The following is a 20571-nucleotide window of genomic DNA, read 5'->3' as shown; positions in this document are numbered from 1 at the left end:
TCAGGCCGGAACCTGAGGCGACATCACCGATTGCCCGGCTGGCGCCTGGCCTTCCAGGCGCCGCTCCAGCGCCTTGGGCTCGATCACCAGTCGCATGCCATTGCTCGCCTGGGTCCGCCCCCAGTCCTCCAGGAGCTCCATGCAGGCATGGTCGATGTAGGACACGCGATCCAGCGGCACATGCAGGGTGGTGCCTGGCTTGACCTGGTCCAGTACCTTGGTCAGCTGAGGCACCCGCAGGAAGGTCGCGGCGCCCACCAGGCGCAGTTCGGCCTGCGTGGGTTCGTCGTCACGATAGGTCAGGCTGACCTTGAGCTGGGCCGCCTTGACGGCGAGGAAGGCGATCGACAGGCCGAAGCCCACCAGCACCCCGGTGAGCAGATCGGTGGCGACGATCATCAGTGCGGTCAGGGCATAGATGGCCATGGGCGCCCGGCCGTAGCGCTTGAGACCGGTCAGCGACTTGGGATCGGCCAGCTTGACGCCGGTGAACACCAGCACCCCCGCCAGACTCGCTACCGGCACCAGCTTGAGCACGAAGGGCAGGGCGGCGACGAAGGCCAGCAGCCAGAGGCCGTGAAAGATGGTGGAGGCGCGACTGGTGGCACCGGCCTGGACGTTGGCCGAGCTGCGTACGATGACCCCGGTCATCGGCAGGGCGCCGACGGCACCACACAGCAGATTGCCGATGCCCTGAGCGCCCAGTTCGCGGTCGAAGTGCGAGCGCGGCCCGTTGTGCATGCGATCCACCGCGGCGGCCGAGAGCAGGGTCTCGGCACTGGCGATGAAGGCCAGCGCCAGGGCGGCCACCACCAGTTCGGCGTTGGCCAGCATGCCGAGATCGGCGAAGGTCACCCAGTCGATGGCATCGGCCAGATTGTTTGGCACTTCCACGCGGCGGATGTCCAGCGCCAGCCAGAGGCTGGCCAGGGTAGCCAGGGTCACGCCGATCAGGGCGCCAGGCAGGAAGCGCAGCGTCTGCGGGCGGAATTTTTCCCATAGCCACATGCTGGCGATGGTCAGCAGGCCGATCAGCGCCGCCTGGGCGCCGCTGCCACTGCCGTTCCATTGGCCGGCCGCGGTGATGGCGGCACCCGGGAAGGCCAGCAGGTTGGAAAGACCCGACGCCGCCGGTTTGGCGTCCAGCATCACGTGCAATTGCGAGAGCACGATCAGGATGCCGATGCCGGCCAGCATGCCGTAGACCACCGCCGGCGAGGTGACGCGGAACCAGGCGCCCAGCCGGGTGAGACCGGCGACGAGTTGCAGGAGACCGGCCAGCAGCAGTACCGGGCCCAGGGCCTCGATGCCGTGTCGGTTGATCAGGTCGAACACCAGCACCACCAGGCCGGCGGCGGGGCCACTGACCTGCAACGGCGAGCCGGCGAGAAAGCCGACCACCAGGCCACCGATGATGCCGGTGATAATGCCCTTGGCCGGCGGCATGCCGGAGGCGATGGCGATCCCCATGCACAGCGGCAGGGCGACCAGAAACACCACGAGTGAAGCCAGGGCATCGCGCGACAGGTTGCGCCCCGGGGTCTGTTGATTGCCAAGCATGGTCCTGGTCCTCCAGCGACTAGGGAAAAGGGTGCCCGCGCGTCATATCACGTCATATGACACGGTTCGGGATTCAAGCGGCTAGCGGAAGGGTGGACGGTCCCCATGGAGCCCCAAGAGGGGATCGCCCTGCGCGGTGCGCTGTTATAGGGACGGATCGGTTGATCCGTCTCAAGGCGGCCAGCCGGCGAACCGGGTGGCCGCGGTAGATCAGGCCTGTTGCAAGCGCGGACGCGGGGTGGCGACCGGCATGTTTTCGCCGTCCAGGGGCAGGAAGCGCTCCTGTTGGGCGTCGTACGCCTTGATCTCGCTGGTCTCGATGGAATAGACCCAGCCGTGGATCTGCAGCTGACCGCTGGCCAGACGCGACGCCACCGAGGGGTGGGTGCGCAGGTGGACCAGCTGGGCCACCACGTTTTCCTCGGTCAGGAAACCCAGGGTGCCGCCGTGGCCGCAGTCGCAATGGCTGTGGTCCTCGACCACGGTACGGGCGACCTCGGCATGGCGCAGCCAGACCTTTACCGTCGGCATCTTTTCCAGCGGATCGGGATTGAGCACCGCCTTCATGGCGCCACAGTCGGAATGGCCGCAGATGATGATGTGCTTCACGCCCAGGGCCACGACCGCGTATTCGATGGCGGTGGAAACGCCGCCGTTCATCTGGCCGTAGGGAGGCACCACGTTGCCGACGTTACGGGTCACGAACAGGTCGCCCGGCGAACTCTGGGTGATCAGTTCCGGGACGATCCGCGAGTCGGCACAGGTGATGAACATGGCCTTGGGCGACTGCGCACTGGCGAGTTTCTTGAACAGCGCTTCCTGTTCGGGAAAGACATCCTGGCGGAAACGCTTGAAACCATCGACCAGCTGCAGGAGGGCCTCGTCGGGTGCGCCGAAGGGGGTATCCGTGTTGTCGCTCATCTGTTTCTGACCTCTTCTCAAGTACGCAATGGCAGCGGCAAGCGCTGGTTAGTGGCTAGACGCCCCCTGGCATCGCCTCGATACGCCCCGGCCTCTTGGGCTCTGGTGGCTTCATTGTCTGGCGATCCATCGCGTATTCGGGCAGCGTCCCGGCACCCGGTGTCGCATCTTGGTGAACACAACCTTAATCCACGCTGAAACAATCGCTCGTGACCGACAACGCAGAAGATATTTCAAACTACTACTGAGATCATACCGCCATTATCGCAACACGATCAGTGCATTTAGACCTTTTATCTGCACGAACTCGACATTTCGCCACCGGATCGCGCTTTTCCCCGTGAAGAAAACGTGAATCGCGATAGCTGAACAGATTTCCTTGGCGATCAGGGGCTTGCGAGAGATGTGCAAAAATGTGAACGCAATGCCGCTGGCGGATATTGCCCGGCTAGGACGACGTTTCCTTTCAGCCTGTGATCTGCGGCACAGTGCCGCAGCCTAGACCTTTCGCCAGCCTTTCAATAGCTCCAATGCCCTATGGGACAAGGGTTTGGCGGCTTTGCTCAGGCGTTGCACCTGCAGGTTGTCCGGATTCAGGCCGATAGTCGGTCTCAGGATTGGCGCCTGCTGGTCGATAGGAGGAGCTTTCCAGGCTCAACGGAAACTTTCCATGTCCTTTCGCAACCTCTCCATCGCGCGGCGTGCCACGCTCGGTTTCACCTTTATCGGTCTGCTGCTGCTACTGCTCGGCGGCACCGCCCTGGTCAAGATGAACGACATCCGCGCCTCCGGCCTGGCCATCGAAGACCGCGCCATGCCCCGCGTGGCCGCGCTCGACGAACTGACCGCTCTGACCCTGCGCCTGCGGGTGCTGTCCTATCGCCTGCTGCTCAATCGCGAGCCGGAGATCATCGCCAAGACCCAGGCACTGTTCCAGCAGCGCAACGGCCAGATGCGCGCTGCCCAGCAGCGCTACGAGGCGCTGATCCAGTCTGACGAAGAGCGTACCGCCTACAGCCGCTACGGTCAGTTGATTACCCAGTACGACGGTCTGCAGCAGCGCATGCTGGCATTTTCCGCCGCCGATCAGCTGGAGCCCCTGCGGCGCCTGCTCAACGAAGACCTGCTGGCCAACTCCGATGCGGTCAATGGCGTGCTCAAGCAACTCACCGACCTGGTGGATCAGCAGACCGCCGCGGCCAACGCCCAGTCCGCCAGCGACTATCGCCATGCCATCCAGTGGCTGGTGCTGCTGCTGGCGGCCACCGCCGTTCTCACCGTGGTCTTCGCCTGGCTGCTGATCCGTAGCATCACCCAGCCCATCGCCCGGGCCGTCCGGGCAGCCGAGGTGATCGCGACCGGGGACCTCTCCGAGGAGATCCACAGCGAGGGTCGCGACGAGGCCGCGCGCCTGCTGCAGGCCATGAAGACCATGCAGAGCCAGCTGCGCCAGACCCTGCAGGGCATCCTTGGCTCCGCCACCCAGCTCGCCTCGGCGGCCGAAGAGCTCAATGCCGTGACCGAGGAATCGAGCCGCGGTCTGCAGCGCCAGAACGCCGAGATCGAGCAGGCCGCCACGGCCGTGACCCAGATGTCTTCGGCGGTAGAGGAGGTGGCGCGCAATGCCGTCAATACCTCCCAGGCCTCCCAGGAATCGGCCGGCGTGGCCCGTGACGGCCGCGACCTGGTGCAGGAAACCGTGGGCGCCATCGCCACCATGAGCGACGACGTCCAGCATGGCGCGACCCTGGTAGGCGACCTGGCGGTGCAGGTCAACGACATCGGTAAGGTACTGGACGTGATCCGCAATGTGGCCGAGCAGACCAATCTGCTGGCGCTCAACGCCGCCATCGAGGCCGCACGCGCCGGCGAGGCCGGTCGTGGATTCGCCGTGGTGGCCGACGAGGTACGGGCACTGGCCCATCGCACCCAGGAATCGACCCGCGAGATCGAGACCTCCATCGGCACCATTCAGCAGGGCACCGGCCAGGCGGTGGCGGCTATGCGCAGCAGCACCGAGCGCGCCCAGTCCACCCTGGAAGTGGCACGGGGCGCCGGCAGTGCCCTGGAGCGCATCCATGGCGCCATCGGCGGCATCAACGAGCGCAACCTGGTCATCGCCAGCGCGGCGGAAGAGCAGGCCCAGGTAGCTCGCGAAGTGGATCGCAATCTGGTGAACATCCGCGAGCTGTCGATCCAGACCGCCGCAGGTGCCGAGCAGTCCAGCGCGGCGAGCGCCGAGCTGTCGCGCCTGGCCATCGATCTCAACGGCCTGGTCGCCCGCTTCCGCCTGTAATGCTGGCGCGCCCAGCCGCCTCGGTGGCTGGGCGCTTCAGGGCTAGTCGGGACTGAGCAGTTGCAGCACGCCGGTCAGCACCACCAGCAGGCCCAGGGGCGAGGCGAGAAAGGACAGCAGCAGGGATCCAAGGCGAGGGCGGCGCGGGGTAGGACAGGTCGTCATGACGTCAGGTAGCTCCGAGAACGAGAACCGGCGCCACGGGAGGCGCCCAGGGTCAATTTTCCCCTGTGACAGCGGCGACGTCATGCCAGGAAAGCGTAAAGATAGGTAAAGCCATACCCGGTTCGGTGCGGCACAGGGCCGCAAGGGCGGGTAGCCAGCCGGTAGCGGTCGAGCCCTGGATTGTCAGCGATTGTTCTAGCGGAAAAGGGCAGGGCCCGACGGATGCCGGGCCCGGAGGAATCAGGACAGCGGGGTGAACTGGATGACTTCGACCCAGTAGCCGTCGGGGTCCTTGATGAAGGCGATTTCCTTCATGCTGCCATCGGTCAGGCGCTTCTGGAAGGCCACGCCCAGTTGCTCGAAACGCTCGCAGGCCGCCCGGATGTCCGGGACCGCCACGCAGGTGTGGCCGAAGCCGCGCGGATCGCTGTTGCCGTTGTGGTAGCTGAAGGCGGCATCGTTCTCGGTGCCATGGTTATGGGTCAGTTCGAGGATGCCCGGGGTGGACTTGCGCCAGCGCTGACGGGCCTCCGGGTCTGCCGGCACCTGATTGCGGTCGACCAGGGCAAGGAAGGTCAGGCTGAACTTGGCATCCGGGAAGTCCTTGTGGTCAACCACGGTGAAACCCAGCACGCGGGTGTAGAAGTCCAGCGAGGTCTCCAGGTTCTTGACCCGCAGCATGGTGTGGTTGAAGACGAACTCACGGGTGGCGGCGTCGGGCTGGGCGGTCACGCCCGGCAGGTTGTCGAATTGGCTCAGCGACATCAGGATTCTCCTGTGAGGGTGTGGCAATTGGAGAGACGGCCCCGGCGCAACGTTCCCATAACGGGTGGCGCCTGGGCAGTCGCTCACGAAAAAGGGCGGGCAGTCTAAAGGCTTCCGGCGCGGCTGCCCAAAGCTTCCTGGCCCTGTCGCTGCGGCGCTGTACGACGAGTGGTCGAAACCAGGCGGCCAGAACCGCAGTCGGATTTTACAAGCGCACTGCCTGTGCGACCCCAAGGAGACTGATATGAGCAGCACCAGCGACAAGATCAAGGGTACCGCCAAAGAAGTGACCGGCAAGGTCAAGCAGAATGTTGGCGACGCTACCGACAACTCGCGCATGAAAGGCGAGGGTCGTACCCAGGAAGCCGAAGGCAAACTGCAGAAGAATGTCGGCAAGGGCAAGGAAGCGGTCAAAGACACCATCGATCGCGCCTGAGTCCAGCCACTATGAAAAGGCCGCCTGAGGGCGGCCTTTTTTATTGCCCTTCAGGCCGGATCCAGCTCCGGATAATGGCGGAAGATACCGTTCTCGTTGAACGGCAAACGGCGCGACGAGGCGAGGTAGGCGGCGATGTTGGGCAGGGCCGCGACCCGCTCGGCCACCGCCAGGACCCGCGGAATCTCCGGGGCGAGACGGCGCATGGCATTGGGGAAGGCATAGGTCAGGCCGGCCACCACCTGGAACAGCGACAGGTCGACATAGGAGCGACGCTCGCCTACCAGCCAGGTATCACCGGCCGGGTTGTAACCCAGCACTCGTTCGAAATAGCTCAGGTAGGTACGGATTCGCTCACCGGCAAAGGCCTTGGCTCGACGCCGGGCTTCTTCCTTCTGTTCTTCATAGGTCAGGGAAATGGCTACCGGATGATGGACGTCATGGGCCTCGGCGGTGAGGTCGGTGATGGTCAGCTGCAAGCCATGCACCCAGAACTGGGATTGCTCGTCGGTCGGCACCAAGTCCAGGCGTGGTCCCAGGTACTGGAGGATATTGGCGACATGGGAGATGACGTCGTCGCCTGCCTTGAGAAAGGGTGGCGCGAAGGGCGGACGCCGGGTCTGGTCTCCTTCCAGATAGGGCTTCATGGCCGGCACGCCCAGCCCCTTGTCTTCCGGCGCATTGCCGACATCGAGATAGTCCGCGCCGGCTTCTTCGAGCGCCAGTCGGACGAATTCGCCGCGGCCCTGGATGCTGGGCCAGTAGTGCAGTTCGTAACGCATGGGAACCTCCGTCGTCTGCCAGATTTACGGATCCAGGAGTCGTGACCGTCGGGTCGGTTCGAAGGTTTGCCTGTCGTGCGCCTTTCACGACGAAGCGCACAACCAATTCCCATCGCTGAGACTCCTATCAACCAGCGGCTAGCGATGAGGACGGTGGGATGACGGGCAACAGCAGGCGGACGGTTCCATGCGCATAGGCATTCTCACCCACGTGAAGCACCCGGTACGCCAGCCCTTCGCCGGTGGTCTCGAAGCCTTTACCTATGACATCACCCTGCAGCTGCGCGAGCGTGGCCATGCGGTGACCCTGTTCGCCAGCTCCGCCTCGGCGCCCGAGCTGGAGGTAGTGCCCATCCTCGACGATGGCAATTACGGCGCGGACGGCTGCCGGCGCAAGCGTGGCGTGCTCAGCTCCGAATACCTCGACGAGCACCATGGCTATCTCGACTGCCTGCAGCGCATCGACAGCCATGGCTTCGACGTCATCTTCAACAACTCCCTGCACTATGTGCCGGTGACCATGTCCGGGCTGATCCGTACGCCCATGCTCACCGTGCTGCACACCCCGCCCTTCTTCGAGCTGATCAATGCCATCGGCGAGCTGCATCGGCGCGGGGGCGGTCATTACTGCACGGTGTCCCAGGCCAATGCCCACAGTTGGGCGCACCTGGCGACGGCCTGTCATGTGATCCCCAACGGGATCGACCTCGACGCCTGGCGACCGGGCAGCGCCCCGATTGGCGAACATGCGCTCTGGTTCGGTCGCCTGGTGCCGGACAAGGGCCCCCACCTGGCGCTGGATGCCGCGCGGGAGGCCGGTGTGCCACTGCGCCTGGCCGGGCAGGTCACCGACGAGCGCTACTTCCGCCAGGAGATCGAGCCACGCCTGGGGGAGCAGGCGGTCTACCTGGGCCATCTGAATCGGACCGCGCTGGCGGCCGAGGTGGCTCAGGCCCGCGCCTGCCTGGTCACTCCCTGCTGGGACGAGCCCTTCGGCCTGATCGTCGCCGAGGCCCTTGCCTGCGGCACACCGGTAGCGGCCTTCGCGCGCGGCGCCCTGCCCGAGTTGCTCACTGCCGAGACTGGCGCCCTGGCCCCGCCGGGCGATGTTCCGGCCCTGGCCGCGGCCCTGCGCGAGGCCCTGTCGCTGTCCCGCGAGGCCTGTCGGGCAAGGGCCGAGGCTCAATGGAGCCATCGCCTGATGATCGATCGCTATGAGCGCCTGCTCGCCGATGTCGCCGCTGGCCGGGTGGCCCGTGGCTGAACTGAGCATCGGCTACTACGCCCACCATCACGGCGCCGGTCACGTGACCCGGGCCCTGGCCATCGCCGCCGCCTTCGACGGCGCCCTGACCTTGTTTGGCAGTCGCCTGCCCGAGCGGGTGGAACTGCCCAACGTCCAGCTCTGCCCGCTGCCGCCCGACGTGGCCCCTGGTGTCGAGGGCGAAGCCTTCACCTGCCTGCACTACGCGCCGTTGGGCGTGGAAGGACTACGCGAGCGCATGGGCCTGCTGGTGGATTGGTTCCGCCAGGCCTGGCCCTGCCTGCTGGTGGTCGATGTCTCGGTGGAGGTGGCGCTGCTGGCGCGGCTGTGCGGCGTACCGACGATCTATCTGCGCCAGCGTGGCAGTCGCTTCGATGCGGCCCACGAACTGGCCTATGCCAGCGCCAGCTGCCTGCTGGCGCCCTATCCGGACCTCCTGGAAGAGCCCGCTACCCCGGCCGCCTGGCGGGCCAAGACCTGCTATGCCGGCAGCCTGTCGCGCTATGCCGGGCAACGGCTCGACAGCGTGCGCGAACCCGGCACGGTCACCGTCATCGCCGGCCATGGCGGCACCGCCTTCAGCCGCGCGCGACTGGCCGCGGCGGCCCAGGCCTGTCCCGAATGGCACTGGACGGTGTTGGGCCCGGTGGGAGACGACGTTACGCCAGCGCCGGCCAATCTGCGCTTCCTTGGAAGCGTCGCCGATCCCGGCCCCTGGCTGACCACTGCCGAAGTGGTGGTCGGCTCCGCTGGCGACAGTCTGCTGGCGGAGCTGGCCGATCTGCGTTGCCGCTTCGTCTGCCTGCCGGAAGCCCGGCCGTTCGATGAACAGCTGTCCACCGGTCGCCGTCTGGCCGAGCAGGGGCTGGCGGTGACCTGCGAGTCCTGGCCCGTTGCCGACGCCTGGCCGGGACTGCTGGCCAGGGCGCGTCAGCTCGATCCCGGGCGCTGGACGCTGATAAGCGACGGCCAAGGCGCCCAGCGCGCGGCGGCCTGCATCCAGGCAGTCGCCCGCGAGGTGCTGGCATGATCGTCCTGACCCTGGTCCATGGCCGCGAACGGCAACTGGCCAATCTCATCCGGGGTCTGGAGTTGGCTCCAACGCCGCCTGCCGCCCTGGTGGTGGTGCAGATGAACGAGCCACCGCGGGCACTGCACAGCCCAGGCTTTCCAATCCAGGTGCTCCACGTCGAGGGCGACGGCGTCCTGCCCCTGGCCGCCGCGCGCAATGCGGCCGTGGCGGCCGCGCCGGGGGAAGAGCTGGTGTTTCTCGATGTGGACTGCATCCCCGCACCGGCATTGCTCGATACCTATCGCCAGGCGCTGACAGTGCGCCCCGAGGCGCTGCACCAGGGGTTCGTCCACTACCTGCCGGCCGGCATCGCGGAAGGCGATTGGACGCCCGACGAGTTGCTCGCCACCGGCGTCGTCCATCCGCTGCACCGGGATCGTCCGAGCGGGGAAGCGATTCCCCATCCACTGTTCTGGTCGCTGAATTTCGCCTGCACCCGTGCCACCTTCAACCGCATCGGTGGCTTCGACGAGGGCTATCGCGGCTATGGCGGTGAGGACACCGACTTCGCCTTTCGTGCCCGCGAAGCCGAGGTGCCCGTTTATCAGGCCGAGGCGCGGGCCTTCCACCAGTATCATCCCACCTACCATCCGCCGCTCAATCACTTCGCCAGCATCCTGGAGAATGCGCGACGCTTTCGGGCACGCTGGGGGCTCTGGCCCATGGATGGCTGGCTACGCGAATTCGCCGCCGCCGGCTATATCGACTTCGATGAAAACCACGGAATAGAGATGGTCAGGGCGCCCAGTGCCGCTGAGGTCGCTGCTTGCCGGGACGCCTCTGGCTCCGGCTTCTGACACCTGGGCGCAACCAACCCGGCCGCTGCCACTCTGAAGGTAGGGCTGGTCTGAAAAGCCGCCGGGCGCAGGCCCTAGCGGACAGCCCTCAGAAATCCGTTCCGGGGAGCGTTCGTCAGGAGCCGTTATGTCCTTGTTTGCCTTCAACCTGCGCGGCATTGCGCCGTTCACCCTCATCAAGCGTGCCGTCCAGGAGTTCGTTGCTGACGACATGCCCACCTATGCGGCAGCCCTGGCCTACCAGATGCTGTTTTCGCTGTTTCCCTTCCTGCTGTTCCTGATCGCCCTGATCGGCTTCCTGCACCTGCCGGATTTCTTCACCTTCCTGCGCGAACAGGCTGCCTACCTGCTGCCGCCCACCGCGCTGGACACGGTCAATCCCATCATCGACCAGCTGCAGACGCAGCAGGGCGGCCTGCTGTCCTTCAGTATCATCATTGCGCTCTGGTCCGCTTCGGGCGGTTTCCGCTCGCTGATGACCGCCATGAACAGTGCCTACGACGTGGTGGAAAGCCGCCCGTCCTGGAAGCGCATCCCGCTGTCGGTGCTGCACACCATAGGCCTCGCTGGCCTGCTGCTCAGCGCCGCAGCGTTGATGGTGCTGGGTCCCCAGGTGATGAACTGGCTGGCCGCCTATGTGGGGCTGGAAGACTATATGGTGACCCTCTGGGCGCTGATCCGCTGGCCGCTGGCGGTGTTCCTGCTGATGATCGCCGTGGCGGCGCTCTACTACGTCACCCCGGACGTGAAGCAGAGCTTTCGCTTCATCACCCCCGGCTCGGTGCTGGCGGTGGTGGTCTGGATCCTGGCATCCCTGGGCTTTGGCTACTACGTGCAGAATTTCGCCAACTACAACGCCACCTACGGCAGCATCGGCGCCATCATCGTGCTGCTGCTGTACTTCTATCTGTCTTCAGCGGTGCTGCTGTTCGGCGCGGAAATTAATGCGGTGATCGAGCACCACAGTGACGAAGGCAAGGAAAAGGGTGAGAAGACGCCGGGCGATGGCGGGGTGGAAGCCGACGAAGAGATTCAGGCGGGGCAGGACGAAGGCACCCAGCAGGAAGGCGTCCTGGGTGAAGCACGGGTGGTGCAACGGCCGAACGGTCGCAACTGAGGTAGGGTGGATAACGGCGCCAGCCTTATCCACCGTTCACCAGCGACCCTGAGTGTGGAAAACGCCAAACGGTTTTCCACACTGTGGGTCTGGGCGTATCGCTCATCGCGGCCATGGCGGTCCGCCGATGCGGTCGCTCCTACGGTTGCCTTGGGGGCTGTAGGAGCGGCCCATGGCCGCGAACAAGCGCCTTACTTCGCCTTGCCCTGATTGGCCACTGCAGCCATCTTGGCAGCGACCTCGTCCGGGTCGGCCAGGTAGTAGTGCTTGGTGGGCTTGAGGTTCTCGTCGAACTCGTACACCAGCGGCACGCCGTTGGGAATGTTGAGGCTGACGATGTCGCTGTCGGAGATGTTGTCCAGGTACTTGATCAGGGCGCGCATGGAGTTGCCATGGGCGACTACCAGCACACGCTGACCACTGCGGATGGCCGGTGCCAGGACTTCGTTCCAGTAGGGCAGGACGCGCTCGACGCAATCCTTGAGGCACTCGGTGCGCGGCACCTGATCCAGCGACAGACCGGCATAGCGCGGATCGGCGGCCAGGGCCTGCTGTTCCTCGACACTCTGCTCGGGCGGCGGTACGTCATAGCTGCGACGCCAGACCAGCACCTGCTCCTCGCCATACTTGGCAGCGGTCTCGGACTTGTTCAGGCCGGTCAGGCCACCATAGTGACGCTCGTTGAGGCGCCAGTCGCTCACGACCGGCAGCCACATCTGGTCCATGCCTTCCTGCACATGCCACAGGGTACGCACGGCGCGCTTGAGCACCGAAACATGGGCCACGTCGAAGAGGAAGCCGGCGTCCTTGAGCGCCTGGCCGCCTTCGTGGGCCTCGCGGATCCCCTGTTCGGTCAGATCCACATCCGCCCAGCCACTGAAGCGGTTTTCCAGGTTCCACGCCGACTGGCCATGGCGGATGAATACGACTTGCGACATGCGACCTCCATCTTGGGATTCATTGTTTGGCTCACGCCTACGCGAAGCTGTGCCAAACATACCGCAGATGGAGGTTTCCGGCATGGGCATCACGGAAACCGTGATGCGTCCGGCACTCGCGTCGGGTGTCAGGCCACCAGGGCGCGACGGGTGCGTTCGATGACGCGTTCCAGCCCGGCCGCAGCGTTGTACTGCTCGGGGTAGAGACGCTCGCTGCGGCAGGCGACACCGCGCTCGTCGACCACGGTAAAGCTGAAACCGCCCTTGCGCGAAGCCGGGGTGGTGATGCATTGGAACGGTGCAAAGGCCGCTTGAAGGTGTTGCATGGCCGCGATGGCCTGATTTTGAATGTTCATCTGTCTATCCTTGGGACCCACGCTCAGTCGGCGCGGTGAAATAACTCCAGCAACCTCGTACCCATAACGGCCGACGGCTGAATCTCTGGCTGGAGGAAGGCAGCGTGTGGGCAAGATGCCCAGGCATGCAGGTAAGTACTTGGGAAGGCAGGCAACCGGCCGGGCACGAGATTCAGAGGCCAGGGCGGCAGATCCTGAGCAATCGAGGGATCGATTCGATCCGGATGACGCTGATTTCGCGCTGCTACAACGAGCGGAAAGGCGTCCAGCGATTGGGGTCAGCTTGGTACTAACCCGATCAAGCTAGCAGGATCGATGCCAACCACGCAAGCCCGCCGGTCGGCGATCGGCTTGATGGTCTCCAGCCCTGTACGAAAGGTCGGTGAGCGAGGACCAGACGGCGCAATGACATCAGTGGCCAGACCTCGCCGCGACTACGTGCCTGGTCGAGTGGCTAACGGAGGTATTCGCCGGGGTCGATCCGGCTTGGCTGCGGCGTTGAGATCATTCTGCGAGGAAGGTATCAGCAGGGCGTTGCCCGCTGGTGGCAGCCGTCAGGCCGTGACGCTGCAGGTACCGACCGACTCGCCAGCTGCCCAGGGCATAACCGAGGTGGCGAGGCAGGTCGCCGCTGCCAAAGAACCAGCGGGCGTGATCGTACGGCTGGTCCAGTTCAGCACCTAGGGCTTCCCAATGTGCCGCCATGTCCTGGGGGGCGGCCTGGGCATAGAACGGCAGCCGGCCAATCAGCTCGCGCTCGAATTGGCAGGCCAGGCCTTCGCTGACCAGGGCCTCACCCAGGGTGCTGCCATAACCGGGGCCGACATGCCGCAGGCAGTGGTGCAATTCGTGGCCAAGCAGGGCGGTGAAGCGGTCAGGGAAGGCTTGCTGCAGGTGCGGGCTGTCGGGGTCCAGGGTCAGAAAGACCCGCTCGGCGTCCGGGCTGTAGCCATTCAGACCCAACTCCGGGATCACCCAGGCGCCCGCCTGCACCACCACGTCTACCCGTTGCTCGGGCAGGTGCGCAGCGATACGGGGCAGGGCATCGGTGAAGGTCTCTTCCAGGATGGCGCGCCAGGGGTCCAGGCGACCGCTGGCGTTGAGCAGGTGTAGTACGCAGGACATCCAGGCATCTCCGGGGGCGGCCTGTCTTTATAGACGAGGTCGCGCCCCTTCGTTCGCTACTTGCCCGCTTCGCGCGGCTCTGGCTGACCGTGACCAAAGGCCTGGCCCAGGTCATCACCGGAGGTGGTGCGGTTGTCATCGGTGCGCCACTTGGCGACATCGGCGGCGCTGACCGGGGCGGCGTCGTTGCCCCAACTGGCGCGGATGAAGCTGACCACGTCGGCCACCTGGGCGTCGTTCAGCCGCCAGCCGAAGGGCGGCATGACGATCATCGAGGGTGCCGTGTGCAGGCCGGGGAGGGTGCCGCCCTTGAGCACGATGTTGATCAGCGAACTGGCGTCGGCCGTGCGCAGGACCGGATTGCCGGCCAGTGCCGGGAACACCCGGTCGTAGCCCTGGCCATCGGTGCGGTGGCAGGCGGCGCAGTTGTCCACATAGACCTGGGCCCCGCGGGCGCTGTCGTCACCGTTCCAGAGCGCCGCGGCGGCGCGGCCATCGGGCTGGAAGGGCGCATCGTGCGGATCCTTGGGCGGCAAGGTCTTGAGATAGCGGGCGATGGCACGCAGGTCGGCGTCGCTCAGGTATTGCAGACTGTGCTGCACCACCTCGGTCATGCCACCGAACACGGCGCTGTCGGCGGAGCGACCGGTCTTGAGGAACTGCACCAGCTGGTCTTCGCTCCAGTTGCCCAGGCCATCGCGATGATCGCCACGCAGATTCTTGGCGATCCAGCCTTCCAGGGGTGCGCTGCCGGCCAGGAAGTCCTTGCCATCGGCAGGCGAGAGGGCCTTTTCCTGCATGGTGAGGGCGCGTGGTGTGTGGCAGGCGCCACAGTGGCCGAGGCCTTCCACCAGATAGGCGCCGCGAGCCACCACCGGATCCTGGTCCGGGGCCGGCTGGAATTGCACCACCTCGGGAGCGAACAGCTGACGCCAGATCGCCAGGGGCCAGCGCATGGACAGCGGCCAGGGGATGTCGCTGTCGCGGTTGGCCTGGGCGACCGGTGTGACCCCGTGCATGAAGTAGGCATAGAGGGCGCGCATGTCCCCCTCGGTCACCCGGGAATAGGAGGGGTAGGGCATGGCCGGGTAGAGGGTGTGTCCCTCCTTGGCGATGCCCTGGCGGATGGCGGCGTCGAAGTCGGCGAAGCTGTAGTCGCCGATGCCGGTCTGCCGATCCGGGGTGATGTTGGTCGAGTAGAGAGTGCCGATGGGCGTCTGCATGGGCAGGCCGCCGGCGAAGGGCTGACCGCCCGGCGCCGTGTGGCAGGCCACGCAGTCGCCAGCCCGGGCCAGGTATTTGCCTTTCTTGACCAGCGCCGGATCAGGGTCTTCGGCGGCCTGGGCCGTCATGGCCAGACCGGCGCCCAGCAGCAGGGTCGCGAGGGTACGGAGGATCATGGGCGCGCCTCTCATGCCTGCACCAGGGGGCCGGGGTTCTTCAGGTATTGCTCGCGGATGGCGCGCGCCGCCCAGTAGGTCAGGGCCGCCACCAGGCCGGTGGGGTTGTAGCCCAGGCCCTGGGGAAAGGCCGAGGCGCCCGGCACGAAGACGTTGTGCACGTCCCAGCTCTGCAGGTAGCGATTGACCGCGCTGGTCTTGGGATCGGTGCCCATGATGGCGCCACCGTTGAGGTGGGTGGTCTGGTAGCTGGCGGTGTTGAAGTGCCCGCCGAAATCCTTGACCGAGACGCTGATGTGCTCGGGATTCATGGCCTCGGCGATCTTCTTCATCTTGGCCGCCATGAAGCGGGTCATGCGGATGTCGTTGTCCTTCCAGTCGAAGGTCATGCGCAGCAGCGGCTGGCCGTAGGCGTCGCGGTAGGTGGGGTCCAGGTCCAGGTAGTTGTCACGATAGGACTGGTGCGCGCCATGGGCGTCCATCGACAGCTGATGGTTGTAGTAGCCGGCCTGGGCCTTTTTCCAGGCACTGCCCCATTGGGGTGTGCCGGGCGGATTGGCCGCCCCGGCGATGGGCCGGGTGCCGGCCTGGTTGACCCACATGGGCGAGCCGCCGACGAAGCCGTGGGGGCCGTGGTCGAAGTTGTCGGCATTGAAGTCGTCCACCGCCACGCCATTGCCACCGGCGCCGATGAAGGGATTGGTGTGGTGCTGATCCTTGCGGAAGAAGGCCTTGATGGTGGCCATGTTCTGATAGGCGAAGTTGCGCCCGACCACACCCTCGCCGGTCTTGGGGTCATAGGGCTGGCCGATGCCCGACAGCAGCATGAGGCGCACGTTGTTGAACTGGAAGGCGGCGAGGATGACGATGTCGGCTGGCTGTTCCAGCTCCTGGCCCTGGGCGTCCAGGTAGGTCACCCCGGTGGCCTTCTTGCCGGTGCTGTCCAGGTTCACCCGCAACACATGGGCCTGGCTGCGCAGCTCGAAGCGCGGCTCCTGCTTGAGCGCCGGCAGGATGTTGAGATTCGGCGAGGCCTTGGAATACATGTAGCAGACGTAGCCGCTGCAGTAGCCGCAGAAGTTGCAGGGGCCCATCTGGCAACCGTAGGGGTTGGTGTAGGGACCCGAGGTGTTGGCCGACGGCAGGTTGTAGGGGTGATAGCCCACCTCGCGCGCGGCCTTCTCGAACAGCTGCGCCGAGACGGTGTTCTTCTGCGCCGGCAGCGGGAAGTCGCTGGAGCGATCCGGGGCATAGGGATTGCCGCCCTTGCCATCGCCTACCACCTGGCCCTTGACGCTCCAGGCGGTGCCCGAGGTGCCGAATACCTTTTCGGCGAAGTCGAAGTAGGGTTCCAGCTCGGCGTAGCTGACGCCGAAGTCCTGGATGGTCATGCCGTCGGGGATGAATTTCTTGCCGTAGCGTTCTTCATAGTGGCTGCGCAGGCGCAGCTCCACTGGATCGACCCGGAAGTGCACGCCCGACCAGTGCAGGCCCGCGCCACCCACGCCATCGCCGGGCAGGAAGACGCCCAGCTGGCGGTTGGGCAGGGCGACGTCGTTGACGCTGTGGCGGATGGTGACGGTTTCCTTGGACACATCGACGAACAGCTTCTTGCGGATGCTGTAGGTGAGTTCGTCGATCACCTGGGGATAGGAGCCGTCGGGATAGGTGTCACGGTAGCTGCCGCGCTCCAGGGCCACCACGTCCAGGCCGGCCTCGGTCAGTTCCTTGGCCATGATGGCCCCCGTCCAGCCGAAGCCGACGATCACCACGTTCTTGCTGGGCAGTACCTTGGCCATCAACCGCGCTCCCCGCGAATGGAGACCGGGGGCAGCGGATAGCGTTCGTCACGCTCCACCCAGTCCATGAAGTCGGCGCGGGCTCCGGGGAAATTCACCAGTTTCCAGCCGACCAGCTCCTTGTTGCCGCCGTGCAGCGGATCGCAATAGAAGCCTTCCTTGGTGTTCTGCAGCAGCTGGGCGAAGAACAGCTTGGCCGGTACGCCGTCCAGGGTGGCGTCACCGCCTTCCAGGGCCTTGAGGGTTGCGTCCTGCTCGGCGGGTGCAAGCTCGGCGAATACCTTGCCGTGCTGCTGACGGGTCCAGCGGTCCACTGCAGCGATCCCCAGGCGATAGAGATCCTGCGGCACCAGGCGACTCTGATAGCCCATTTCCGGCGCGGCATCGGCGGCGAAGGGGCCCTGCATGTACCAGAGGCCACCGCGGGCATAGGCGGTCTGCATCTGCCGATCGATGAACTCCGGCGCACCGGCTTCCAGGGCACCCGGGCCCAGTTCGTCCGCTGGAATCAGCCGGGCCACAGCCGCCTGTACGAAGGCCCACTCCTCGGCGGTGAAGAACACCGGCTGGTAGTGGTCGGCGCGCGGACTGCTGCCGGGCTTGTTTTCCGGCGTGGGCGCGGCGAGTGCCAGGCCTGAGGTTGCACCGCCTGCCAGGGCGACCACGGGAATCAGGCTCAGGGACTTGCGCAGGAAGTCGCGACGGGCCGGGACGGAATCGTCTGCGGACATGATCAGGGTCTCATCAGGTGCCCGACGTGATCCGCAGGGCTTATGGTTAGCTAGCTAATATGTTGGAATATTACCAATATATGGCCACTGCAGTTACATTTTGTCGCAGCTGTGCAGAGGCTTGGCAGCCATTCAAGTTCCCTTTACCCGTGCGGCGATGCGCAAAAGCCCCTTTGTCGGTCTTTAAAGTCCTGATTTCGTCAGTCCGAGCAGCTGCGATGGACCTTTACCGTGGAAAGGATATTTCTTGAGGAGAGTCAGGCCTTCCTGCTGCCTCGCCGGGTGGAGGCAGCAGCATCCTCGTCACATGCGGTTACCTGAGGTTCCACCTTTGTCAGCACCATGATGGTGCAAGTTGCACAAAGTGATACCTAACGAAGCAAGGTGGAAGCGCAGCGGCACACGAAAGAAATCGTTTTGCACATCAAATGGTTAGTGCAATAGCTAGGCAAAGTGCCGTTTTTTCGCGGCTTTGCGCGAAGCGTTGCACCCTTTGAGTTCATTTTGTGCCGATTTCAGCGGGGGTGGCGCGCAAGTTGCACTTGGGAGGCTTTCCGTTGTCAGGTAACACCTTATGTCCAACGTAGAATGCAACCTCTCTCCGGCGCTCAAACCGCGCCATGTGACCATGTTGTCCATCGCTGGAGTGATCGGTGCCGGTCTGTTCGTCGGTTCCGGTCATGCCATCGCCGCTGCCGGTCCCGCCGTGCTGCTGGCCTACGCCCTGGCCGGTACTCTGGTGGTACTGGTCATGCGCATGCTGGGTGAAATGGCGGTCGCCTCGCCCGATACCGGCTCCTTCTCGTCCTATGCCCAACAGGGCATCGGTCGCTGGGCCGGCTTCACCATCGGCTGGCTGTACTGGTGGTTCTGGGTACTGGTGATTCCGCTGGAAGCCGTGGCCGCCGCTGCCATCCTCAATGCCTGGTTCCCGGCCATTGCCACCTGGCAGTTCGCCCTGATCATCACGGGCATCCTGACCGTGACCAACCTGTTCAGCGTTGCCAAGTACGGCGAGTTCGAATTCTGGTTCGCCCTGCTCAAGGTCATTGCCATCGTCGCCTTCATCGCCCTGGGCGCGGCTGCGCTGGTCGGTGCCCTGCCAGGTCGCGAGGTGAGTGGCCTGAGCAATCTGATGGCCCACACCGGCGGCTTCATGCCCAATGGCTTTGGCGCTGTACTGGGCGCCCTGCTGACCACCATGTTCAGCTTCATGGGCACCGAGATCGTCACCATCGCCGCGGCCGAATCCAAGGATCCGTCCCGGCAGATCAGCAAGGCCACCAACTCAGTGATCTGGCGGATCGCGCTGTTCTATCTGGTCTCCATCTTCCTGGTGGTGTCCATGGTGCCCTGGAACGACGCCCAGCTGCCGCTGGTGGGTTCCTACCAGCGCGCCCTGGAAGTGCTGTCCATTCCCAACGCCAAGCTGATCGTCGATTGCGTGGTCCTGGTCGCCGTCGCCAGCTGCCTGAACTCGGCGCTGTACACCGCGTCGCGCATGCTCTATTCCCTGGCTCGCCGCGGCGATGCCCCGGCCAAGATGGGTCGTGCGTCCAGTGCCGGTGTGCCACGCACTGCCGTGTTGGCCAGTACCGCCGTCGGCTTCCTGACCACCATCGCCAACTACACCATGCCCGAGGCGGTGTTCAGCTTCCTGCTGTCCACCTCCGGTGCCGTCGCCCTGTTGGTCTACCTGGTGATCGCCGTGACCCAGCTGCGCCTGAGACGCAAGCTGATGGCCCGTGGTGAGCGTCTGGAATTTCGCATGTGGCTGTTCCCCTGGCTGACCTGGGCGGTGATCGTCTTCATCGTCGGCGCCCTGACCGTGATGCTGTTCAGCGACGCCCACCGCTTCGAGATTCTGGCGACCGGTCTGCTGGCCCTGGTGGTCGTGGCCATCGGTACCTGGGTAGGTCGCCGCCAGCCCGGTACCCCGACCCTGGCTGCTGCCGCGCGTTGAGTTACAGGCGGCTCCGGTGCCTGGCGTGCCGGAGTCGCTTCTTTATGAGGCACACCATCGTCCTGACTGGACAGCAGGCGCGGTAACAGGTAGAACAGCACTCCTGTTTCGTTGGTCGCAGCCCAACTGTACAGCTCGAATCTCTTCGATGTTCCCTCTGGTAACCACATTTTGCACTGCAATGGTGCATGGCGTTACAGAATGACCCAAGCTGCAGCAGTACAGTTGCAATTGTGTGCCTGGTGATCCGCGAACCTTTCTTTGTACTGTTACTGGTGGTAGCACTCGCCTGGCGAGACAATGGCGCCATTCGATGACCAGTACCCGTCACAAGCGGGAAGGAAAGCCACCATGGAACGCACCTTCAGTTCCTCGCTGTACAACGCCCAGCCCAGCAACCGTGTGCCCGCTGCCCTGCGCGTTATCTCCACCCTGTCCACCTGGCAGCGTCGCATCGCCAGCCGTAATGAACTGGCCCGCCTGGATGCCCGTATGCTGGCCGATGCCGGTATCACCGAGGCCCAGCGCTACCAGGAAATGCACAAGCCGTTCTGGCGCTAAGCCCGGCTGCTGCACAGTTTCACGAACCCCGCCTCGGCGGGGTTTGTTTTGTCTGCCGTTGATAGCAGGCAGCAAAAAGCCCCGGCATGCCGGGGCTTTTTCGTTACCGCCAGCCTGGCGCTGGGGTTACTGCATGTTGTTCTGGTTGCGCGCGTCGACCTTGTTGGGCTTCTCGGTCTTGAACGGCACTTCGGCACCGCCGTCGGCACCACCCTTGACAGTGGTCTTGCCCGGCACGGCTTCGGTGGCAGAGCCATTGACCGCGGTGGCGCTCTTGGAGGTTTCGGCCGCGAAGACACCCGTGGCCATCGACAGCATCACAGCAGCGGTAGAGGTGATCAGCAGCTTTTTCATGAGTAACGGCCTCGTCGAAATAAACCTGTGAATCTGATGGGGCCCGGTCCGGAAGGGAGGCGGGCATCAGCTGCGGCCTCATAGGTCCACAGCGCACGTTGCAGTTGACTACGGTGCGGAATGCCGGGTTCCAGGGCATTTGTGAACATTTGTGGGCAAGTTGCCGCTC

20 protein-coding genes and 1 pseudogene are annotated in these 20571 nt (G+C 64.8%); 9 read left to right on the top strand and 12 right to left on the bottom strand.

From position 1 onward, the window contains the following. Complete coding sequence (locus tag APT59_RS21160; protein WP_059316643.1) at nucleotides 1-1560, bottom strand: SulP family inorganic anion transporter; 1560 nt, start codon at nucleotides 1558-1560, stop codon at nucleotides 1-3. 210 nt (nucleotides 1561-1770) lie between these two features. Next, entirely contained in the window at nucleotides 1771-2481 is a 711-nt protein-coding gene (locus tag APT59_RS21155) for a carbonic anhydrase (RefSeq protein ID WP_059316642.1), read from the bottom strand. Nucleotides 2482-3151: 670 nt separating this feature from the next. Here APT59_RS21155 and APT59_RS23070 point away from each other — a divergent pair. Both APT59_RS23070 and APT59_RS23065 read left to right on the top strand, forming a co-directional pair. Next, nucleotides 3152-3874: pseudogene (locus APT59_RS23070) on the top strand (MCP four helix bundle domain-containing protein); the annotation flags it as partial. 30 nt (nucleotides 3875-3904) lie between these two features. Continuing rightward, nucleotides 3905-4777 carry a methyl-accepting chemotaxis protein gene (locus APT59_RS23065; protein ID WP_420480531.1) on the top strand — a complete coding sequence of 291 codons (873 nt, stop codon included), beginning with the start codon at nucleotides 3905-3907 and terminating at the stop codon, nucleotides 4775-4777. Nucleotides 4778-4819: 42 nt separating this feature from the next. Here the strand turns inward: APT59_RS23065 and APT59_RS22790 are convergent, their stop codons facing one another. Beyond that, nucleotides 4820-4942 (bottom strand): hypothetical protein, encoded by a 123-nt coding sequence (locus APT59_RS22790; RefSeq protein ID WP_257721103.1) that lies wholly within the window; start codon nucleotides 4940-4942, stop codon nucleotides 4820-4822. 240 nt (nucleotides 4943-5182) lie between these two features. Further along, on the bottom strand, nucleotides 5183-5707 hold the full coding sequence (gloA, locus tag APT59_RS21145; protein WP_059316640.1) for a lactoylglutathione lyase: 525 nt from the start codon (nucleotides 5705-5707) through the stop codon (nucleotides 5183-5185). A gap of 244 nt (nucleotides 5708-5951) precedes the next feature. On the opposite strand from gloA, the gene APT59_RS21140 reads away from it, so the two are divergent. Next, nucleotides 5952-6143 carry a CsbD family protein gene (locus APT59_RS21140; RefSeq protein WP_059316639.1) on the top strand — a complete coding sequence of 64 codons (192 nt, stop codon included), beginning with the start codon at nucleotides 5952-5954 and terminating at the stop codon, nucleotides 6141-6143. A gap of 50 nt (nucleotides 6144-6193) precedes the next feature. On the opposite strand, the gene APT59_RS21135 is transcribed toward APT59_RS21140, so the two are convergent. Further along, the gene (locus APT59_RS21135; protein WP_059316638.1) at nucleotides 6194-6925 is read right to left on the bottom strand and encodes a glutathione S-transferase family protein; all 732 of its coding nucleotides are present in this window, start codon (nucleotides 6923-6925) and stop codon (nucleotides 6194-6196) included. A gap of 187 nt (nucleotides 6926-7112) precedes the next feature. Between APT59_RS21135 and APT59_RS21130 the strand changes: the two genes are divergently transcribed. The 4 genes from APT59_RS21130 to APT59_RS21115 all read left to right on the top strand — a co-directional run bounded on the left by APT59_RS21130 (nucleotide 7113) and on the right by APT59_RS21115 (nucleotide 11175). Continuing rightward, a complete protein-coding gene (locus APT59_RS21130) occupies nucleotides 7113-8189 on the top strand; it encodes a glycosyltransferase (protein ID WP_059316637.1) in 1077 nt (358 codons plus the stop codon). Further along, the gene (locus APT59_RS21125; protein ID WP_237140549.1) at nucleotides 8182-9219 is read left to right on the top strand and encodes a hypothetical protein; all 1038 of its coding nucleotides are present in this window, start codon (nucleotides 8182-8184) and stop codon (nucleotides 9217-9219) included. Before APT59_RS21130 ends, APT59_RS21125 begins: the two co-directional genes overlap by 8 nt. Beyond that, the gene (locus tag APT59_RS21120; protein WP_059316636.1) at nucleotides 9216-10058 is read left to right on the top strand and encodes a glycosyltransferase family 2 protein; all 843 of its coding nucleotides are present in this window, start codon (nucleotides 9216-9218) and stop codon (nucleotides 10056-10058) included. Before APT59_RS21125 ends, APT59_RS21120 begins: the two co-directional genes overlap by 4 nt. 127 nt (nucleotides 10059-10185) lie before the next feature. Next, the gene (locus APT59_RS21115) at nucleotides 10186-11175 is read left to right on the top strand and encodes a YihY/virulence factor BrkB family protein (protein WP_059316635.1); all 990 of its coding nucleotides are present in this window, start codon (nucleotides 10186-10188) and stop codon (nucleotides 11173-11175) included. Between the two features lie 191 nt (nucleotides 11176-11366). Here the strand turns inward: APT59_RS21115 and gpmA are convergent, their stop codons facing one another. The 6 genes from gpmA to APT59_RS21085 all read right to left on the bottom strand — a co-directional run bounded on the left by gpmA (nucleotide 11367) and on the right by APT59_RS21085 (nucleotide 17524). Next, the gene (gene gpmA, locus APT59_RS21110) at nucleotides 11367-12113 is read right to left on the bottom strand and encodes a 2,3-diphosphoglycerate-dependent phosphoglycerate mutase (RefSeq protein WP_044341142.1); all 747 of its coding nucleotides are present in this window, start codon (nucleotides 12111-12113) and stop codon (nucleotides 11367-11369) included. Nucleotides 12114-12241: 128 nt separating this feature from the next. Then, entirely contained in the window at nucleotides 12242-12469 is a 228-nt protein-coding gene (locus APT59_RS21105) for a hypothetical protein (RefSeq protein ID WP_059316634.1), read from the bottom strand. A 504-nt stretch (nucleotides 12470-12973) separates the two neighbouring features. Next, on the bottom strand, nucleotides 12974-13594 hold the full coding sequence (locus APT59_RS21100; protein ID WP_059316633.1) for a DUF2268 domain-containing putative Zn-dependent protease: 621 nt from the start codon (nucleotides 13592-13594) through the stop codon (nucleotides 12974-12976). Between the two features lie 56 nt (nucleotides 13595-13650). Continuing rightward, entirely contained in the window at nucleotides 13651-14994 is a 1344-nt protein-coding gene (locus APT59_RS21095) for a cytochrome c (RefSeq protein WP_059316632.1), read from the bottom strand. A gap of 11 nt (nucleotides 14995-15005) precedes the next feature. Next, on the bottom strand, nucleotides 15006-16793 hold the full coding sequence (locus tag APT59_RS21090; protein ID WP_059316631.1) for a GMC family oxidoreductase: 1788 nt from the start codon (nucleotides 16791-16793) through the stop codon (nucleotides 15006-15008). Next, nucleotides 16793-17524: a gluconate 2-dehydrogenase subunit 3 family protein gene (locus tag APT59_RS21085; RefSeq protein ID WP_059316630.1), complete on the bottom strand. Its 732-nt coding sequence runs from the start codon at nucleotides 17522-17524 to the stop codon at nucleotides 16793-16795. The genes APT59_RS21090 and APT59_RS21085 overlap by 1 nt, the downstream gene beginning before the upstream one ends. A gap of 574 nt (nucleotides 17525-18098) precedes the next feature. Between APT59_RS21085 and gabP the strand changes: the two genes are divergently transcribed. Both gabP and APT59_RS21075 read left to right on the top strand, forming a co-directional pair. After that, nucleotides 18099-19487 (top strand): GABA permease, encoded by a 1389-nt coding sequence (gene gabP, locus APT59_RS21080; protein WP_059316629.1) that lies wholly within the window; start codon nucleotides 18099-18101, stop codon nucleotides 19485-19487. Nucleotides 19488-19838: 351 nt separating this feature from the next. After that, nucleotides 19839-20048: a DUF1127 domain-containing protein gene (locus tag APT59_RS21075; RefSeq protein WP_059316628.1), complete on the top strand. Its 210-nt coding sequence runs from the start codon at nucleotides 19839-19841 to the stop codon at nucleotides 20046-20048. Between the two features lie 126 nt (nucleotides 20049-20174). Here APT59_RS21075 and APT59_RS21070 read toward each other — a convergent pair whose 3' ends face one another. Next, nucleotides 20175-20402, bottom strand: a complete 228-nt coding sequence (locus APT59_RS21070; protein WP_059316627.1) for a hypothetical protein — start codon at nucleotides 20400-20402, stop codon at nucleotides 20175-20177. Between the last annotated feature and the right edge of the window lie 169 nt (nucleotides 20403-20571).

It is taken from the genome of Pseudomonas oryzihabitans (assembly GCF_001518815.1).
Taxonomy (GTDB): Bacteria; Pseudomonadota; Gammaproteobacteria; order Pseudomonadales; family Pseudomonadaceae; genus Chryseomonas; species Chryseomonas oryzihabitans_E.
This window is presented reverse-complemented; position numbering and strand designations above follow the sequence as displayed.

Excerpts from the sequence above, each read along its gene's own strand:
- APT59_RS23065 (WP_420480531.1), top strand. The coding sequence starts at position 3,905 with ATGAAGACCATGCAGAGCCAGCTGCGCCAGACCCTGCAGGGCATCCTT.
- APT59_RS21140 (WP_059316639.1), top strand. The coding sequence starts at position 5,952 with ATGAGCAGCACCAGCGACAAGATCAAGGGTACCGCCAAAGAAGTGACC.
- APT59_RS21120 (WP_059316636.1), top strand. The coding sequence starts at position 9,216 with ATGATCGTCCTGACCCTGGTCCATGGCCGCGAACGGCAACTGGCCAAT.
- APT59_RS21090 (WP_059316631.1), bottom strand. The coding sequence starts at position 16,793 with ATGGCCAAGGTACTGCCCAGCAAGAACGTGGTGATCGTCGGCTTCGGC.
- APT59_RS21095 (WP_059316632.1), bottom strand. The coding sequence starts at position 14,994 with ATGATCCTCCGTACCCTCGCGACCCTGCTGCTGGGCGCCGGTCTGGCC.
- APT59_RS22790 (WP_257721103.1), bottom strand. The coding sequence starts at position 4,942 with ATGACGACCTGTCCTACCCCGCGCCGCCCTCGCCTTGGATCCCTGCTG.
- APT59_RS21160 (WP_059316643.1), bottom strand. The coding sequence starts at position 1,560 with ATGCTTGGCAATCAACAGACCCCGGGGCGCAACCTGTCGCGCGATGCC.
- gloA (WP_059316640.1), bottom strand. The coding sequence starts at position 5,707 with ATGTCGCTGAGCCAATTCGACAACCTGCCGGGCGTGACCGCCCAGCCC.
- APT59_RS21070 (WP_059316627.1), bottom strand. The coding sequence starts at position 20,402 with ATGAAAAAGCTGCTGATCACCTCTACCGCTGCTGTGATGCTGTCGATG.
- APT59_RS21085 (WP_059316630.1), bottom strand. The coding sequence starts at position 17,524 with ATGTCCGCAGACGATTCCGTCCCGGCCCGTCGCGACTTCCTGCGCAAG.
- APT59_RS21155 (WP_059316642.1), bottom strand. The coding sequence starts at position 2,481 with ATGAGCGACAACACGGATACCCCCTTCGGCGCACCCGACGAGGCCCTC.
- APT59_RS21115 (WP_059316635.1), top strand. The coding sequence starts at position 10,186 with ATGTCCTTGTTTGCCTTCAACCTGCGCGGCATTGCGCCGTTCACCCTC.
- APT59_RS21130 (WP_059316637.1), top strand. The coding sequence starts at position 7,113 with ATGCGCATAGGCATTCTCACCCACGTGAAGCACCCGGTACGCCAGCCC.
- gpmA (WP_044341142.1), bottom strand. The coding sequence starts at position 12,113 with ATGTCGCAAGTCGTATTCATCCGCCATGGCCAGTCGGCGTGGAACCTG.
- APT59_RS21100 (WP_059316633.1), bottom strand. The coding sequence starts at position 13,594 with ATGTCCTGCGTACTACACCTGCTCAACGCCAGCGGTCGCCTGGACCCC.
- APT59_RS21135 (WP_059316638.1), bottom strand. The coding sequence starts at position 6,925 with ATGCGTTACGAACTGCACTACTGGCCCAGCATCCAGGGCCGCGGCGAA.
- gabP (WP_059316629.1), top strand. The coding sequence starts at position 18,099 with ATGTCCAACGTAGAATGCAACCTCTCTCCGGCGCTCAAACCGCGCCAT.
- APT59_RS21075 (WP_059316628.1), top strand. The coding sequence starts at position 19,839 with ATGGAACGCACCTTCAGTTCCTCGCTGTACAACGCCCAGCCCAGCAAC.
- APT59_RS21105 (WP_059316634.1), bottom strand. The coding sequence starts at position 12,469 with ATGAACATTCAAAATCAGGCCATCGCGGCCATGCAACACCTTCAAGCG.